The sequence below is a fragment of the Cellulosimicrobium sp. BMG9.22 genome (assembly GCF_059159975.1).
Genome location: NZ_JBZGBY010000004.1, coordinates 30,464 through 47,008 on the forward strand (window position 1 = coordinate 30,464; position 16,545 = coordinate 47,008).

Below are 16,545 nucleotides of genomic sequence, written 5' to 3' on the forward strand. Positions count from 1 at the left end.
GACGTCAGGGGACGAGCAGCACCTTCCCGAACGCCTCGCCCGACTCGAGCAGCTCGTGGGCCCGGCCGGCCTCGTCGAAGGGCACGCGCGCGTGCACGACGGGCCGGACCCGCCCGTCCTCGACCATCGGCCAGACGTGCGTGAGCACCTCGTGCACGATCCGCGCCTTCTCGTCCGCAGGACGCGAGCGCAGCAGGCTGCCGGTGACGACCGCGCGCTTGGCGAGGACCCGGCCCAGGTCGAGCTCCGCGCGTCGGCCCTTCTGCATCCCGACGACGACGAGCCGCCCGCCCGTGGCGAGCACCTCGACGTTGCGCTCGAGGTAGGCGGCGCCGATCACGTCGAGCACGACGTCCGCGCCCCGCCCGCCCGACGCGTCACGCACCGCCGCGACGAAGTCCTCGGTGCGGTGGTCGACGCCGAGGCTCGCCCCGAGCGCGAGGCAGCGGTCGGCACGCTCCCGTCCGCCCGCGGTGACCGCGACGTGCGCACCGAGGGTCGCCCCGACCTGCACCGCGATCGTGCCGACCCCGCCCGAGCCGCCGTGGACGAGCAGCCATTCCCCGGCGGTGAGCCGTCCGGCGTCGACCACGTTGGCCCACACCGTGCACGCGGCCTCGGGGAGCGCGGCGGCGTCCACGAGGTCCACGCCGTCGGGGACGGGCAGCACCTGTGTCGCACGGACACGGACCTGCTCCGCGTAGCCCCCGCCGTCGAGCAGCGCGACGGCGCGGTCGCCGACGGACCATCCCTTCACCGACTCTCCGACGAGCGCGACGGTGCCCGACACCTCGAGGCCCGGCCACTCCGGAGCGCCCGGGGGCGGAGGGTAGGATCCGGCGCGTTGTAGCAGGTCAGCACGGTTCACGCCAGCGGAAGCGACGTGCAGGACCAGCTCGTCGGGGCCGGGGGTCTGGTCAGGGAGCTCGGAAACCGCTAGTTTCGCAGGGCCGCCGGGGGCCGCTATCGTGACGCCTCGCACAACGCCGAGACTACGCGGCGGGCCCGGAAGGTGCCGGGTCACCGTCGTGGCACCGTCGGAGTCGCGCGCGTGGTCGCGCTTCCCCGCGGATTAGGTGTCCGGGGGATGTGCACCGATAGTTAGTACGCACGACCGGGGAGTCGGGCTGTTCGAGACGCGCCGCAGCGTGCGCCGACCGCCGCCGATCCGGGTGGACCAGGGTGATGGAGGCAGGTTCGTATGCTCCGCAGGTTGAGCGTTCGCGGGAAGATCCTTGCGGCCCTCGCCGTGCCCGTCCTCGTCCTCTTCCTCGCCGCCGCGGTCATCTCCGGGCAGGCGATCTCCTCGGCGCGGAACGCGAGCCAGGCGAGCGCTCTCGTGGACGCGCTCGGTGTGCAGGACGCCGCCGGGACCGAGATCGCGGCCGAACGCACCTACTCGATCCTCGCCGGCTACGGGATCGAGGGTGCCGACGAGCAGATGGTGGCGCAGCGCGAGAAGACAGACCGGGCGCTCGACGTCCGAGACCGGCGCTACGAGTCGCTGAACACGTCCGCGCTCGACCCGCGGGTACGCGAGGCGCTCGACGCGACGATCGAGGACCGGCAGGACCTCGTCAACCTGCGCCGCGCCATCGACCGCTCCGACATCGGTGAGATCTCGCGGACGGACCAGTACACGGGTCTCATCGACCGCGCGCTCGACGTGCCCCGTGCGCTCGCGGACACGACCCCCGCTCGTGACCTCGCGCAGTACCTCGACACGTACGTGCTGCTCGACGAGCTGCTCGCCCAGCAGGCCCTCGAGCAGCCCGTCGCGGGTGCCGTGCTCAACTCCGCGGTGCAGGGCAGGGAGAGCGTCTCGGCGAACCAGGCGGCCGCCACCCTCGTCACCGCCGGCGAAACGCTCGCCAAGGAGACCCGCGACGCTGTGCGCGCGCTTCCCGGAGAACAGACGCTCCACACCCCCGGTGCGGACTACACCGCGCTCCGCGGGAACGTGTCCGCCTCCCGTCCCGGGTCGGCGCCCGGGCGGCAGGTAGAGCAGTGGACGGCGCTCTCCCAGGAGGACCGCGACCTGACGACCCCGGTGCGCGACGAGGTCCGCACCGACACGGCGGAGAAGGCCTCCGACCTCGCGGGCGCTGCCACGACGCAGGCGATCATCACGATCGCCGCGACCCTCGCCGCCGTCGTCCTGTCGATCTTCGTCGCGGGCCTCATCGCCCGCGCGATCGTCAACCCGCTGCGCCGCCTGACCGACGCGGCCGAGGACGTGCGTGACCAGCTCCCGCGCCTGGTCGAGCAGGTCGCCGTCCCCGGACAGGGCCCCGGGATCGACCTCGCGCCGATCTCCGTCGAGTCCACCGACGAGGTCGGTCAGCTGGCCACCGCGTTCAACGACGTGAACTCGACGACCATCAAGGTCGCCCGCGAGCAGGCCGCTCTCCGTGGCTCGATCGCCGAGATGTTCGTCAACGTCGCGCGTCGCGACCAGGTGCTCCTCAACCGCCAGCTCGCCTTCCTCGACGACCTCGAGCGGTCCGAGGAGGACCCGGGGACGCTGTCGAACCTGTTCCGGCTCGACCACCTCGCGACCCGAATGCGCCGCAACGCGGAGTCGCTCCTCGTCCTCGCTGGCATCGACTCCGGCCGCCGGGTGCGTCAGCCGATGCCGGCCTCGGACGTCATCCGTACGGCGTCGTCCGAGATCGAGCTGTACGACCGTGTCCGGCTCAACCTCGTCGTCGACCCGTTCATGCTCGGGCACAACGCGCTGAACGCCGCGCACCTGCTCGCCGAGCTCCTCGAGAACGCGACGATGTTCTCGGAGCCGCACACCCCTGTCGAGGTCACGACCGGCCGGGACGAGCAGTTCGTCCGTGTCACGATCCGCGACCACGGTCTCGGCATGACCGCCGAGGAGATCGTCGACGCGAACCGCAAGGTCGCGACGCACGCGGCGTCCGACGTCGTCGGCGCGCAGCGCCTCGGCCTGTACGTGGTCGGCCGCCTCGCCGACCGCCTGGGTGCGCGGGTGCACTTCGGCGCCGGCTCGGACGGCAAGGGGACCGAGGTCACGGTGTCGTTCCCCGGGGTGCTCTTCGTCCCGGACTCGAACGTCCCGCTCCCGCAGCCCACCGACCCGCTCGAGACCGGCACGCAGACGGCGGCCCATCAGCTCACCGGCACGGACGCGCACCCCGCCCTGCCCCCGGCCGACGTCGCACCGGCGGCCCCGCTGGCCCCGGCACCCGTCGCGCAGCCGGCCCCGACGTCGTCGTTCCCGGCCGTCGAGCCGGAGGCGCCGCTCGCCGTGCCGGTCGACCTCGACGCGCTCACCGACGGGACGACGCAGACGGGCATGCCCCGGCGTCGCTCGCGGACCGTCGACCCGGCCGCCGCCGCGCCGAGCGCCTCCTTCTCGTCGGGGCCGCAGACGGGCGCGATCGTCCTCCCGCCGCTCGCCACCCCGGCTCTGCCCGACCAGCTCCCGTCGTCCGAGGACGCGTGGACGCCGCCCGCCGAGGTCGCCGACGTGGGCGGGGCACTGCCGAGCCGTTCCCGCCCCGCGGTCGCAACGGTCGAGCCCGTGTCGGCCGAGATCCCCGTGATCGACGTCAGCACCCGCAGCGCGCTGTTCTCGAGCTTCCGCCCGGTGGGTGAGCGGCCCGTCGGCGACAACCCGGTCGAGCTGGCACCCGCACCCGAGGTCACGGCTACCGACATCCCCCTCGTCGCCGAGGTGCCTGCCGATTCGGCACCCGTCCTGCAGGACGTGTGGACCCCGCAGCAGACCTTCCAGGAGCCCGTCCAGCAGGCTCCCCTGGAGCAGGCGGCGACCTGGGCGCCCCAGCCGGCCGTCCACGAGCCCGTGCACGAGCAGCCCGCCGCGACCTGGGCGCCGGAGCCGCAGCAGGAGCGCGCCTGGTCCGCCGAGCAGCAGTGGGCAGCAGAGCAGCCCGCCCAGCAGACGTGGTCCGCCGCGCCGCACGCGGGTGACGACGCGACCCGTGTGGTCCCGACGCTCCCCGCGGACCTCCCCCCGGCGCACGTCCCGGCCGCCGTGGAGCAGGTGCCGACCGCGTCCGACGTCCCGGTCGTCGCCGAGGCCGGCGAGTCGCAGGACGCCGCCGACGAGATCCCCGCCGAGCTGACGTTCGAGGCGCTGCCCCGCTTCGAGGAACTCATGGCGGACCTGCCGACGCGGCGCTCCCTGCGGGAGAGCCAGGCGCGCAAGAGGGGCATCTTCGGCCGGCGCCCGCGCACGACCGCTACGCCGCTGGCGACGTCCGCCGCCGGCCCGTCGCCCGAGGCCCTCGCCTCGCGGCCGGTCGGGGCGTCCGTCCCGGCACCGGCATCGGCGCCCATCACTCTCGCCCCTGCCCCGGAGCCCGCTGCCCCGGAGCCCGCTGCTCCGGCTCGCGCGTCCGCGTTCGCCGCGCGCGCCGAGCAGCACGCAGCCGAGCCTCCCGTGGTCGCGTACGAGCGCGGCGCCGGTGAGTCGACCTCGTTCGCCCCGGCATCCGCGTACGAGACGAGCCTCCTTCCTCCGGTCCAGGCCGCCGCCCCGGTGGCGCGCCGCTCGGTGCCGGTCGAGCCGGCGGTCGCGGCGCCCGTCCAGCTGTCCGCAGCGCCGACCTACGCCCCGGCCGAACCGGTCCAGCCTGTCGCACCCACGAGCGCAACGTGGGCGCAGCCCGCAGCGGAGGCCGCGCCGGCCGCCGTCGGCTACGGTCCGCCCGCCCCGCTCGTGCGGCGTCCGGTCCCCGACTCGCTCGAGCCGCTCGAACCCGAGTACATCCGCGACTCGGTCGAGGCGCGGTCGGACTGGATGGCGTCGGCGGTGCTGTACGAGGAGATGTCCACCCTGCTGCAGGGCAGCACCGACTTCCAGGAAGCGACGTTGGCTGACCCGAACGACGGCACCTACCAGCCCCTCAAGGTGGACTCCGCGCCCGTGTCGGGTCTGACCCGACGCTCTCGCGGTGATCAGCGCGAGGGCTACGTGGACCGCTTCACGGCACGTATCGACCGTGACCCGGAACAGCTGCGGGCGCGCCTGTCGGCGTTCCAGTCGGCGACGGCCCGCGGCCGTGTGGAGGGCAACGACGAGACAAGTTCGACGTGGACCCCTCCGACCATGGATTATGTCCCTGATTCAGCGCCGCCGGCGCGGTGACGACATGCCGTCTGCGGCAACTGACGAGGAGGAAGTGTGAACGCGCTCAGCACCGAGGCCACGAATTTCGGGTGGCTGCTCGACAACTTCGTGCGTACGGTCCCGGGGAGCCGGCACACGCTCGTGGTGTCGGCGGACGGCCTGCTCATGGCCATGTCCGACCAGCTCGACCGGACCAGCGGTGACCAGCTGGCCGCCATCGTCTCGGGGATGTCGAGCCTGACCCGCGGCGCGGCCCGCCAGCTCAACGGGGGGAACGTCCGCCAGGCCATCATCGAGATGGACAACGGGTTCCTGTTCCTCATGAACGTGTCGAACGGGTCGGTGCTCGGGGTCGTGGCGGAGTCGAACTGCGACATCGGCCTCATCGGCTACGAGATGGCGCTGCTCGTGTCGCGCACGGAGGCGACCCTGACGCCGCAGCTGATCTCGGAGATGCGGGGGAGCCTCCCCGTTGACGGCGCAACGCGAGCCCCGGTGGGATGAGGTCTGAGCGATGACGAACGTACCTTTCGGCAGCACGAGGTCCCACGACGGCTACGAGGCGGCGACGGTCCGTCCGTACGCGGTCACGGGCGGCCGCGTGCGGTCGGCCACCTCGGACCTCCCGCTCGAGGCCCTCGTCGAGGTCATGCCCGGCGCGGTGAACAGCTACGGTCTCCCGCCCGAGAAGCGTTCGATCCTCCAGCACGCCGCGCACACCTACGTGTCGATCGCCGAGCTGTCCGCGCTGCTGCGGATGCCGCTCGGCGTGACGAAGGTGCTCGTCGCGGATTTGCAGGAGGACAACTACGTCACCGTCCACACGTCGACCCCGCTCAACGTCCACACGGGTCACGGCAGCAACCACTCGGGTCTGTCCCTGAGCGTCTTGGAGAGTGTTCTCAATGGCATTTCCACCCTCTGACGGCTCGGGGAGCGCGCCGCAGGCAGGGCAGCCGTCCGGGGTGATCGGGAGCGTGCCGGGCGGGCAGCCCGCAGCGGCCCGGCCGACGGCGTGGTCACCGGTCAACGCGCCTGCCGTGCCTGCGGCTCAGGGCCAGCAGACGGCGTCGGCCCGGCCCACGGCGGCACCGACGGCGCAGGCCGCGCCCGCGCAGGCACCGACGGTGCAAGCCGCGCCTGCGCAGGCACCGACGGTGCAGGCGGCCACACCCACGCAGCAGCCCGCTCACGCCCAGGCTCAGCCGGCAGGGCCCGCCGCCCCGGCGGCGTCTGCTCAGCCGCCGGTGGGGCACCCGGCGCCGACGGCGCAGCAGCCGGTCGGCCCGGCGCAGGCGGCCTACACCCCGCCCGCTCCCGCGCAGCCGCCCGCCGCGGCTCCCGTCGCTGCCCAGCCTCGCACGGCCCCCCAGCCGATGGCTTCGGCCCAGGGGCAGGCAGCGGCGCAGGGCAGCGGGGCCCCGGCCGCCGCGCGCACCGCGCCGACGGTCGTCAAGATCGTCGTCGCGGGCGGGTTCGCCGTCGGGAAGACGACGTTCATCGGCTCGATCTCCGACGTGGAGCCCCTCAACACCGAGGCCGCCATGACGGAGCACTCGGTCGGCGTCGACGACGCGGGCGGCGTGACGGACCGCAAGACGACGACCACGGTCGCGATGGACTTCGGCCGCGTGTCCCTGCCCGGGAACCTGTGGCTCTACCTGTTCGGCACGCCGGGCCAGGACCGCTTCCTCTTCATGTGGGACGACCTGGTGCGCGGGGCGATCGGCGCCGTCGTGCTCGTCGACACCGACCGCCTCGAGCAGTGCTTCCCGGCGATCGACTACTTCGAGTCGCGCAACATCCCGTTCGTCGTGGGCGTCAACTGCTTCGACGGCGTGGCCAAGCACAAGCTCGAGGACGTGCGAGAGGCGCTGCAGATCCCCGCGCACGTGCCGATGCTCTACACGGACGCCCGCTCGCGTGCGGCGACGAAGCAGACGCTCATCGCGCTCGTCCAGCTCGCGATGCGGCAGCTCCGCGGCGCGGCCTGACCTCGCCAGCACCCGTACCACCGCACGACGGCGGGCCGCCCTCCACGGGTGGCCCGCCGTCGTCGTGCACGGGCCGGGCGTGCCACAATGGCTCGCCGGGAGGGCTGACAGAGCGGCCTAATGTGACGGTCTTGAAAACCGTTGTGCGGCAACGCACCGGGGGTTCGAATCCCTCGCCCTCCGCAGCGGTCGGGCCGGGTCGGGTGCATGCCCCGACCCGGCCGACCACCCGACACCTGTTGGCTGCTTGTCGAGGCGCACGGAGCCCACGGGACCTTCGGCCGAGTGCCCCGCGGTGGGTCGTACGGGATCATGGCCTCGTGACGCCTGAGCCCTCCCCGGCCGACGAGGCCGGCCTCGAGCCCGTCGACCTCATCCGCCGGTCGGGCACCGTCCTGCGCATCGGGCGTCTCGCGCTCTCCGCGGGGACCGGCAGCTACCGCGTGAAGTCTCACATGAGCCGCGCCGCGCACGCGCTGGGGCTCGACCGCATCGCCGCGCACGTCACCCTGACGGAGATCACCGCGACGTCGTACCGCGGCCCGATCTTCCGGACCGAGCTCACCGAGGTCCGGTCGGTCGGCATCAACGCGGACCGGCTCGCGCAGCTCGAGCGGTTCTCGGCCGCGCTGCCGGTGGGCGCCGACCTCGACGAGGTCGACGCGGAGCTCGACCGGATCGCCCGCCGGCCGCCGCTGTACGGCGCGCTGCTCAACGCGCTGTGGGCCGGGATCGCGTGCGCCGCGTTCGCGTTCCTCAACAACGGTGGCCTGGTCGAGTGCTCGGCTGTGCTCGTCGCTGCGGCGCTCGGGCAGGGCGTGCGGCGCGCGATGCTGCACCGGGGGATCAACCAGTTCGGCGTGACGATGCTCGCGGCGGCCGTCGCGAGCATCGCCTACCTCGTCCTCGTCCTGGCGTTGTCGGCGACGGCCGGCGTGGAGGGTAGCCACGAGGCGGGGTACGTCTCCTCGGTGCTCTTCCTCGTCCCCGGCTTTGCGCTCGTCACGGGAGCGCTCGATCTCGCAAAGCTCGACTTCTCGGCCGGGGTCGCGCGGGTGACGTACGCGCTCATGATCCTCGCGTCGGCGGCACTGGCCGTGTGGGGGGTGTCCGCGGCGGCGGGCCTGGCCCCCGACCCGGTACCGCCGCCCGGGCTCGCCGAGCCGCTGCTGCTCGCGCTGCGTGCCCTCGCGAGCTTCCTCGGGGTGCTCGGGTTCGCCCTCATGTTCAACAGCCCGTGGGCGATGGCCGTGGGTGCGGCCTCGATCGGGATGGTCGCCAACGTCGGTCGGTTGATGCTCGTCGACGGCGACGTCGTCCCGCAAGCCGCTGCCGCGGCCGCCGCGCTGCTCGTCGGCCTGCTTGCCGCGACCCTCGCGCCGGCGCTACGCGTACCCCGCATCACGGTGTCCGTGCCCGCCGTCGTCATCATGGTCCCCGGGGTGACGGCGTACCGCGCGGTCTACGAGTTCAACACCGGGGAGACGGCGCGGGCGCTCGCCTACGCCGTCGAGGCCGGGCTCGTCATCGTGGCGCTGGCGATCGGGCTCGCCGTCGCGCGCATGCTCACCGACCGGGAGTGGACGTTCGAGCACTAGCCTGTCTCGACGGTCTCGTTCAGGGCGGGCCTGACCGACCGACGTGGCACGTGGTCAAGAGAGGCCGCGGAAGAAGGTGCGGACGTCGTCGGCGAGCAGTGTCGGCTCCTCCATCGCGGGGAAGTGACCGCCTTCGACGAACTCGCTCCAGTGGCCGATCACCTTGCCCGGGTCCATCGTGCGACGCACGAGCGGGTGGGCGTCGAACACCGCCCATCCGGACGGCACCCCGGCAGCCATGGACAGGGCGAGCCCGGAGTGCTCGGCCTCGTAGTAGAGCTGCGCGCTCGACGCGCCGCTGCGGGTGAACCAGTACAGGCTGACGTCGGTGAGCAGCTGGTCGCGGTCGACGGCGGGCGGTCGGTAGCCACCGTCGGCCCTGGTCTTGAACTTCTCGGCGATCCACGCCAGCAGACCGACGGGCGAGTCCGTGAGCGCCGGGCCGATCGTGTCGGGCCGGTGGTTGTGCATCTCGAGGTACCCGCGCTCTGCCGCCCTCTCGGCACGCAGCGCCGAGAGCTGGGCGATCTCGTCGTCGGACAGGCCGTCGGGTACCGGGAACTTGTCGCCGACCAGCCCGAGCAGGGCACGGTCGGCGCCGAGGTGCATGCCGACGACGCGTTCGGGGTGCACGGCTGCGAGTCGACCCGCCACACCGGAACCGATGTCGGTGCCGTGGGCCGCGAACCTCTCGTAACCGAGACGCGTCATGATCTGAGCGTAGGCCTCCGTCGTCCGCGCCAGCTCCCAGCCGGTTGCTGACAGCGGGGTGGAGAACCCGAAGCCGGGCAGCGACGGGACGACCACGTGGAAGTCGTCGGTCAGCAGCGGGACGAGCCGCTGGTACTCGACGAACGAGCCGGGCCAGCCGTGGTTGAGGATCAGCGGGACGGCTTCGGGGTTCGCCGACCGGGCGTGGACGACGTGGAACGTCTGGCCGTCGACGACCGTCGTGAGCTGCTCGTCCTCGTTGAGACGTGCCTCCTGCGCACGCCAGTCGAACGCGTCGCGCCAGTGCTCGGCGAGCTCCTGGAGATATGCCAGCGGGATGCCACGGCTGAAGTCGCCGTGGTCGTCTCGGCCGGGGACCGCGTTCGGCCAGCGCGTGCGTGCCAGCCGGGCGAGCAGGTCGTCGACGTCGGCCTGCGGGATGTCGATGCGGAACGGTGTGAGTGCCGTGGTCTCGGTCATGGCGTCGACGTTCCCAGGTGATGCGGCAGGCTTTCTTCCGCGATTGCTGGAAAGATCGAGAACATGTTGGCGACCTCGGCCCGCCTGCTCGAGCTGCTGTCGCTGCTCCAGCTCCAGCGCGACTGGACGAGCTCGGAGCTCGCCGGCCGGCTCGACGTGAGCACGAGGACCGTGCGTGCCGACATCGGCAAGCTGCGGACGCTCGGCTATCCCGTGAGCGCGCGGCCCGGCGTCGCGGGCGGGTACCGGCTGGTCGCCGGGACGGCGATGCCTCCGCTCCTGCTCGACGACGACGAGGCCGTCGCCGTCGCGGTCGGGCTGGGCGCTGTCGCGACCCGGGGGTTCGGCGTCGAGGAGACGTCGCTCACCGCGCTGGCGAAGCTGGAGCAGGTGCTCCCCTCGCGACTGCGTCGGCGGGTCGAGGCGGTGCGCGAGGCGACGAGCAAAGTACCGGAGCGTGAACCGCCGCTCGATCTCTCGGTCCTGGGCACGGTGGCCACGGCGATCCGCAGCCACGAGCGGCTCCGTTTCGGGTACACCAAGCCGGGGGGCAGCGAAGAGGCGCGTCACACCGAGCCGCAACGACTCGTGACCTGGGGGTCGATCTGGTACCTGCTCGCGTGGGATCTCGACCGTGACGACTGGCGGGTCTTCCGTGTCGACCGCATGGTTCCGCGTGCACCGACCTCTGCGCGGTTCCGCCCGCGCGTGATCCCTGAGGACGACGTCGTCGACCACGTCGTCAGACGCATCAGCACCGGGGCGTGGAAGTACCGCGCACGGTTGCTCGTCCGCGCGTCCGCAGCCGAGGTAGCCGCGAAGATCCCCATCCCCCTCGACGTCGAGGTGGTCGACGGGTCGACGTGCCGTGTCGAGCTGGGTGCCGACGACCCGCACCGGCTCGCGCTGTGGCTGGCACAGCTCGACGTCGACATCGAGGTGATCGACGGGGAGGAGCTCGCCGTGGCGTTCGACCGCCTCGCGACCCGGTTCGGCCGCGCGGCGGGTCCCCCGTCCACGACCCCGACCCCTGCCTGACCCGGCACCGCACCGAGGGACGTCCGAACGGGGCACGCGGGCGACGCCGTCGGGCGGGGCGGGTTTGGTCTCGTGCCGGTGCCCTTGTACCCTGGGCGACGCAGGCTCTTCGACGAGCGTGCGAGGAGACGTCGCATAGTCAGGTCTAGTGCGCCACCCTGCTAAGGTGGTAACGGAGCAATCCGTTCGAGGGTTCAAATCCCTCCGTCTCCGCTCAGGAAGGTCCCGGCTGCCGAGCGCCCGGGGCCTTTTCTGTTGCCCGGACGCGTCGCCCCCGACGAAGTCGTCAGCACCCCGGGTGCCCCCGGACGGGCGGGGCGCTGACAACTTCCCGGGGGAGGGCTAGGCCGTTCCGGTCGTCGCGAGCGCCGACCGCACGACGAACCGGGACGCTCCGGCGCCCGCGAGCACGAGCGCCGACGCTGCCATGACGCACGCCAGGAACTGCAGCACGACCTCGGCGTTCGAGAACGCGTTCAGCCCGATGACGGGCACCATGAACAGCAGCGCGGCCACCGTCGACACCCCGACGCTCACGACGAGCGGCACGAGGGTCTCGCGGAACCGGGCCTGGTCCAGCGTGCGCAGGTCCGTCCCGGACAGCACGAGGGTCCGGTACTCGCTGCGCTGGTCGATGACGCGACCAGCCTGCATGACGCCCGTCGACACCGCCGCGAGGATGCCCGCGATGGCGAGCGTGAGGAACCCTCCCGACTTGAGGTCCGACATGAGCTGGACCTCGCCCGCGTCCGCGCCGGTGCCCGGGTCGACCAGCGCGAAGACGCTGGTGAGTCCCGCGATGAACGTCGCGAGCGCGACGCCGCCGACGGAGCGCCACGCCGTCTTCGGGTTGTCGACGATCCGTCGGCCCGCAAGGAGCGTCGGGACGCGGCGGGCGCCGCCGGCCGTCATCCGCCCGACGACCCAGATGACGAACGGACCCACGACGTTCACCGTGGCGAAGCCGACGAGCAGGATGACGGTGAGCACGGTGATCACGACCGCGACGGACCCGAAGGACAGGTTCGTCGCGACGATCAGGGCCACGAACGCGACGCCCATCGACAACAGGCGCACCGCCTTGAGCCCCGGCGGCGTGACGCGTGCCGCGACCCCGAGGGGCGTGATCGCGACGCGGCGCAGGCTCACGAGAGCCGACGCGAGGGCGACGAGCACGACGAGCACGACCGCGCCCAGCAACGCGGGCACGCCGACCCACAGCTCGCCGACGTCGAAGGTGCGCCCCTGGAAGCGCAGCTGCGCGACGAGGGGGAGCAGCAGCCCGTAGCCGACGAGCCCGGCGAGAGCCCCGACGACGGCCTGCGCGGCGGCGTCGAGCGCGGTGAGCGTCGTGACCTGACCCGTCGTGGCGCCCGCGAGGCGCAGGGCGGCCAGGCGCGCGTCGCGGCGGGCCACGGCGAGTCGTGCGGCGGCCGCGCCGAGCGTGACGAGCGGGATGAGCAGGAGGAGCGAGGCGATCCCGGCGAAGAACGGGTACTGCGTGTCGTAGGGCGTCACCCCGGCCGCAGTGCCCTCGCGGAGCCCTTCCATCCCGCCCGCGCGACCGTAGAACGCGTGGAAGCCGCCCATGACGACGAGCAGGATCGCTGTCGTCACGCCGAACGCGATGATGGCGAGCACGTTGGTCAGCGCCTGCGGGTCGCGGTCGTCCGCGCTGCGGCGACGGAGGAGCCACCAGAGGTCGACGCTCCTCATCGGGCGCTCTCCTGGCTCGGCACGGCGGGAGACGTCGGGGCAGCGGGGAAGTGACCGGCCGCGGGGTGGGCGGCCATCGCGGCCTGTGTCGCGGCGTCGTGCACCGGTGCCTGCACCGCCTGGGAACCGGGGGCGAGGAACTCGCCCGAGATGCGGCCGTCACGCATGGTGACCGTGCGGGAGCAGTGGCGCGCGACGCCCGCGTCGTGCGTGACGATGACGAGTGCGGCGCCTGACTCGCGTGTCGCGCGGGTCAGGACGTCGAGGACCTCGGCGCCCGTGGACTGGTCGAGCGCGCCGGTCGGCTCGTCGGCGAAGACGACGCCGGGCGACCCCACGAGGGCGCGCGCGATCGCGACGCGCTGCGCCTGGCCGCCCGAGAGCTCGCCGGGGCGGCGCTGCTCCATCCCGGCGAGGCCGAGGTGCGCGAGCCAGCGCGCGGCGACGGCGGTCGCCTCGGTGCGCGCGGTCCCGGCGAGCATGAGCGGGAGCGCGGCGTTCTCGACGGCGGGCAGCTCGGGCAGGAGCTGCCCCGACTGGAAGACGAAGCCGAAGTCCCGGCGGCGCAGGATCGTCCGCCGGGTCTCGGGCAGCGTGGTGACGTCGTCTCCGCGCCACGCGACGGACCCCGACGTCGGGGTGATGATGCCCGCGAGGCAGTGCAGGAGGGTCGTCTTGCCGGACCCGGACGGCCCCATGATGGCGACCGACTCGCCGGGGTGGACGGTGAGGCTCACGCCGGCGAGGGCGTGCGTCGTGGCCTGGGCGGAGCCGTAGACCTTGGTGAGCGCGCTCGCGACGAGGGGCGAGCCGCCGGGGGCTGATGCGGGGCTGGAGAACGTCATGGGTCGATCGTCCGTCGGCGGGCGGGGCGGCCGCGTCGGGCTGCGGGCGGGACGTCCCGGCGGCCGGGTCCGACCAGGGGTGGACCGCACGTGCCCGGGGATGCGGCGCGAGGGGGACGGCGTGGCGTCGGTCACCTCCGGCCACGGCGACCCGATCCGGTTTGGGTTCGCGGCGTCGACACGGTAGTCTTCTGGACGGCCGGTGAGCGATCAACGGCCGTGGCAACACCGCAGGACCGGCGCCCGTAGCTCAACGGATAGAGCATCTGACTACGGATCAGAAGGTTGGGGGTTCGAATCCCTTCGGGCGCACCGCAACAGCCCCGGAACCGCAACGGTTCCGGGGCTTCGTCGTTCCCCCGGATACGCGCGATGTAGCGATCGGTGTAGCAAGCTCGCAGTAAGCGACCACTTGGGTTCGCTGCGTTCGTTGAACTACTCCGCTGTGATCGCAAGGGGATGGCGCCTTGTGTTGTTGTCTTCGATCGCTTCGCAAAGTTGGTTGTCATCGCGTACGTGAATCCCAACGTATAAACGCGTATCGTTGTGATGTGGAGATCACTCGATTCGCGGACAGCCCGATCGGGACACTACGACCCATCACCGGTGTGGATGGGCGGTACAACCGTCCCTACGAACACCATGCCTACGTGGCCGACCGGCTCGATGGCGAACCCCACCTCGAGCCAGCGACCTGGCGCGCGGTCGCGAGCGCAGGGCGCGCGCTCGCGCGCCTCGACCAGGCATCTCGACAGGTGACCAACCCTCGGATCTTGCGGCAACCCACCCTGCGACGAGAGGCCCAGAGCACGTCAGCTCTCGAAGGAACCTTCGCACCCATCGAAGAGGTACTCGCGGCGGACGTCGCGGACGACGGGCGCAACCTCGCCCTGACCGAGGTCATGAACTACGTCGACGCCGCCGACCAGGCCTTCGAATGGGTGACCGAGCGAGGGTCCGTCGCTGTCTCGCTGCTAGAGCAGGCTCACGCGGTCCTGGTAAAGGGCACCGACAGTGAGACCCGTGACGCGGGCAGGATCAGGACGTGCCAGGTGGCGATCGGAAGCCCGAACGGCACGGTCGAGAAGGCCCGGTTCGTGCCCATGCCCCCTGGCATCGAACTGGAAGCGTCGGTGCGTGACCTCGTCGACTGGATCAACGCTGGTCGAGACCGCGAGCCAGTCATCGCCGCAGCCATGGCCCACTACCAGTTCGAGACCTTGCACCCGTTCAACGACGGGAACGGCCGCGTCGGTCGGCTGCTGATCGTCCTGCAGCTCATGGTCGACGGAATCATCGGCGAACCCCTGCTCAGCGTCTCACCCTGGTTCGAGGCTCGTCGGAGCGAGTACCAGGAGCACCTCGCACAGGTGTCCGCCACGGGTGACTGGAACCCATGGATCCAGTTCTTCAGCGCAGGCATCGAGGCGTCAGCGATCGACACCGCGGAGAGGGTGAGCCTCCTCCTCGACCTCCAGGGCGACTACGTCCGGCGGCTACAGGAGGGCAAGATCCGGAGCGGCCTGGCACGCGAGATTGTTGACAACCTCATGGGCACACCGATCATCACTGTCCCGGTCCTGGCGCGTCGCCTCGGCAAGTCGCCACAGGGCGTGGACGTGGCCGTCAAGAAGCTCGTCGAGCTCGAAATCCTGTCCGAGCCGCACGGCTCGTACAACCGGATGTTCGTGGCAATGGAGATGTACCACGCGATCACGGCACCGATGGGTTCGGTGCGCCCCGCCGCGTGACTCGCGGCCTGGACCCGATGACCTGGGTGCTCTAGCCGACGGTGAGCCCGAGGCGGGTCGCAACGTCGTCGAGCGCGCGTCGCGCGAGCGCGCCGGACACGTGCTGGTGGCCGCGCGTCGTCACGATCGACGAGTGCCCCATGATCGCCGTGATCACGTGCTCGGACACGTCGGCCTCGAGGAGCAGGGTCGCGGTCGTGTGCCGCGCCTCGTGCAGCAGGTACCTGCGACCTCCGTCGCCCCCGTCGTCGTCGACGCACGCGACCCGCGCGGAGTCGCACAGCTCGTACCAGGCGGCCTGGTCGACGTCGTCGGAGACCGGGCCGCCGTCCTCGGACGGCCGCACCAGACCGAACGGTGACGCCGGCGCCACATCGCGCCACGTCGTCAGCGCCGCGGTCATCCACGGACGAGCGGGATCACGCGCCGCCCCGTGGCCGACTTCGGGCGCACCAGGTGCATGGCGCCGACGAGCCGCCGCGCCTCGTACCCGCGCGGCACCCGGAACGTTCCCGCCGCCCGGTCCGCGTACGGCAGCGCCTGCAGCTGCCACGACACGTCGAGCGTCCCCGCCTCAAGGTCTACGCACGACCACGTGAGGCCGAGGCACTCGCCCTGCCGCATCCCCTGCAACAGCGCCGCGACCCACCTCGACGCATCCGGCCGGGCGGACGCGACCTCGAGCACCGCGACCGCGTCGTCGTACGTGAGCGCGTCACGGTCGTGCGCGGCCTTCGCCGGGGCGGGGACCAGCAGCACCCGCTCGGGCACGCGGTGCCCCTCGAGCATCGCCGCACGTAGAGCCCGCATGAGCACGCCCTGCGCGTACCGGGCCGTCGTCGACGACCGACCCGCAGCCTCGACCGCCGCCGTCGCGCGTCGCACGTCCGCCGGCGCCAGCTGGTCCAGGCGACGCTTGCCGATCGCGGGGATCACCCACCGGGTCATCGAGGACCGGTCCGTGGCGAACGTCTTGGGCCGCACCCGCTTCTCGTTCTCGGCGAGCCACGTCGCCGCCCACGCCTGCACCGTCGTGCCCGCGCGCACCGACTGGTCCGGCACGCCGTCGCGCTCGATCTCACGGCGCTGTGTCTCCAGGCGTCGCTTCGCCTCCGCCTCCGTCGACGCAGACACCGTGACCCGCCGGGGCGCACCCGTCTCGGTGTGACCGGCCAGGAGGGACCCGATCCACCGCCCGTCGGACGCGCGCTGGTACAGCGACCCGGACACGTACTGACGACGCTTCGCCCTGCTCATGAACGCTGACTGCGGGAAAGTCATGTAGCA

At 72.3% G+C, this 16,545-nt stretch carries 13 protein-coding genes and 3 tRNA genes; 10 read left to right on the forward strand and 6 right to left on the reverse strand.

Annotated elements, in window-relative coordinates:
* Positions 1 to 4: 4 nt before the first annotated feature.
* On the reverse strand, positions 5 to 1,024 hold the full coding sequence (locus AC4H2H_RS04305) for an NAD(P)H-quinone oxidoreductase (protein ID WP_494369586.1): 1,020 nt from the start codon (positions 1,022 to 1,024) through the stop codon (positions 5 to 7).
* Positions 1,025 to 1,213: 189 nt separating this feature from the next.
* Between AC4H2H_RS04305 and AC4H2H_RS04310 the strand changes: the two genes are divergently transcribed.
* From AC4H2H_RS04310 to AC4H2H_RS04335, 6 genes are all read left to right on the forward strand, one after another.
* Positions 1,214 to 5,143 carry a sensor histidine kinase gene (locus AC4H2H_RS04310; protein WP_494369587.1) on the forward strand — a complete coding sequence of 1,310 codons (3,930 nt, stop codon included), beginning with the start codon at positions 1,214 to 1,216 and terminating at the stop codon, positions 5,141 to 5,143.
* Between the two features lie 36 nt (positions 5,144 to 5,179).
* Complete coding sequence (locus AC4H2H_RS04315; protein WP_494369588.1) at positions 5,180 to 5,629, forward strand: roadblock/LC7 domain-containing protein; 450 nt, start codon at positions 5,180 to 5,182, stop codon at positions 5,627 to 5,629.
* 10 nt (positions 5,630 to 5,639) lie between these two features.
* A complete protein-coding gene (locus AC4H2H_RS04320; RefSeq protein WP_494369589.1) occupies positions 5,640 to 6,050 on the forward strand; it encodes a DUF742 domain-containing protein in 411 nt (136 codons plus the stop codon).
* 451 nt (positions 6,051 to 6,501) lie between these two features.
* Positions 6,502 to 7,119, forward strand: coding sequence for a GTP-binding protein (locus tag AC4H2H_RS04325; RefSeq protein ID WP_494369763.1), 618 nt, complete (start codon positions 6,502 to 6,504; stop codon positions 7,117 to 7,119).
* 98 nt (positions 7,120 to 7,217) lie between these two features.
* Positions 7,218 to 7,302 (forward strand) — tRNA-Ser (locus AC4H2H_RS04330).
* A 137-nt stretch (positions 7,303 to 7,439) separates the two neighbouring features.
* Positions 7,440 to 8,717 carry a threonine/serine exporter family protein gene (locus AC4H2H_RS04335; RefSeq protein ID WP_494369590.1) on the forward strand — a complete coding sequence of 426 codons (1,278 nt, stop codon included), beginning with the start codon at positions 7,440 to 7,442 and terminating at the stop codon, positions 8,715 to 8,717.
* A gap of 54 nt (positions 8,718 to 8,771) precedes the next feature.
* Here AC4H2H_RS04335 and AC4H2H_RS04340 read toward each other — a convergent pair whose 3' ends face one another.
* Complete coding sequence (locus AC4H2H_RS04340; protein WP_494369591.1) at positions 8,772 to 9,908, reverse strand: epoxide hydrolase family protein; 1,137 nt, start codon at positions 9,906 to 9,908, stop codon at positions 8,772 to 8,774.
* A 63-nt stretch (positions 9,909 to 9,971) separates the two neighbouring features.
* Between AC4H2H_RS04340 and AC4H2H_RS04345 the strand changes: the two genes are divergently transcribed.
* Complete coding sequence (locus tag AC4H2H_RS04345; RefSeq protein WP_494369592.1) at positions 9,972 to 10,946, forward strand: helix-turn-helix transcriptional regulator; 975 nt, start codon at positions 9,972 to 9,974, stop codon at positions 10,944 to 10,946.
* A gap of 124 nt (positions 10,947 to 11,070) precedes the next feature.
* Positions 11,071 to 11,159 (forward strand) — tRNA-Ser (locus tag AC4H2H_RS04350).
* Between the two features lie 129 nt (positions 11,160 to 11,288).
* Here the strand turns inward: AC4H2H_RS04350 and AC4H2H_RS04355 are convergent.
* A complete protein-coding gene (locus AC4H2H_RS04355) occupies positions 11,289 to 12,662 on the reverse strand; it encodes an FtsX-like permease family protein (protein ID WP_494369593.1) in 1,374 nt (457 codons plus the stop codon).
* Complete coding sequence (locus AC4H2H_RS04360) at positions 12,659 to 13,507, reverse strand: ABC transporter ATP-binding protein (protein ID WP_494369594.1); 849 nt, start codon at positions 13,505 to 13,507, stop codon at positions 12,659 to 12,661. The genes AC4H2H_RS04355 and AC4H2H_RS04360 overlap by 4 nt, the downstream gene beginning before the upstream one ends.
* Positions 13,508 to 13,746: 239 nt before the next feature.
* On the opposite strand from AC4H2H_RS04360, the gene AC4H2H_RS04365 reads away from it, so the two are divergent.
* Together AC4H2H_RS04365 and AC4H2H_RS04370 are read left to right on the forward strand one after the other, a co-directional pair.
* Positions 13,747 to 13,819: transfer RNA gene (locus AC4H2H_RS04365), tRNA-Arg, on the forward strand.
* Positions 13,820 to 14,058: 239 nt separating this feature from the next.
* A complete protein-coding gene (locus AC4H2H_RS04370) occupies positions 14,059 to 15,258 on the forward strand; it encodes a Fic family protein (protein WP_494369595.1) in 1,200 nt (399 codons plus the stop codon).
* 31 nt (positions 15,259 to 15,289) lie between these two features.
* Here AC4H2H_RS04370 and AC4H2H_RS04375 read toward each other — a convergent pair whose 3' ends face one another.
* Positions 15,290 to 15,661 carry a tyrosine-type recombinase/integrase gene (locus tag AC4H2H_RS04375; protein WP_494369596.1) on the reverse strand — a complete coding sequence of 124 codons (372 nt, stop codon included), beginning with the start codon at positions 15,659 to 15,661 and terminating at the stop codon, positions 15,290 to 15,292.
* Entirely contained in the window at positions 15,658 to 16,539 is an 882-nt protein-coding gene (locus AC4H2H_RS04380) for a site-specific integrase (RefSeq protein WP_494369597.1), read from the reverse strand. Before AC4H2H_RS04380 ends, AC4H2H_RS04375 begins: the two co-directional genes overlap by 4 nt.
* Between the last annotated feature and the right edge of the window lie 6 nt (positions 16,540 to 16,545).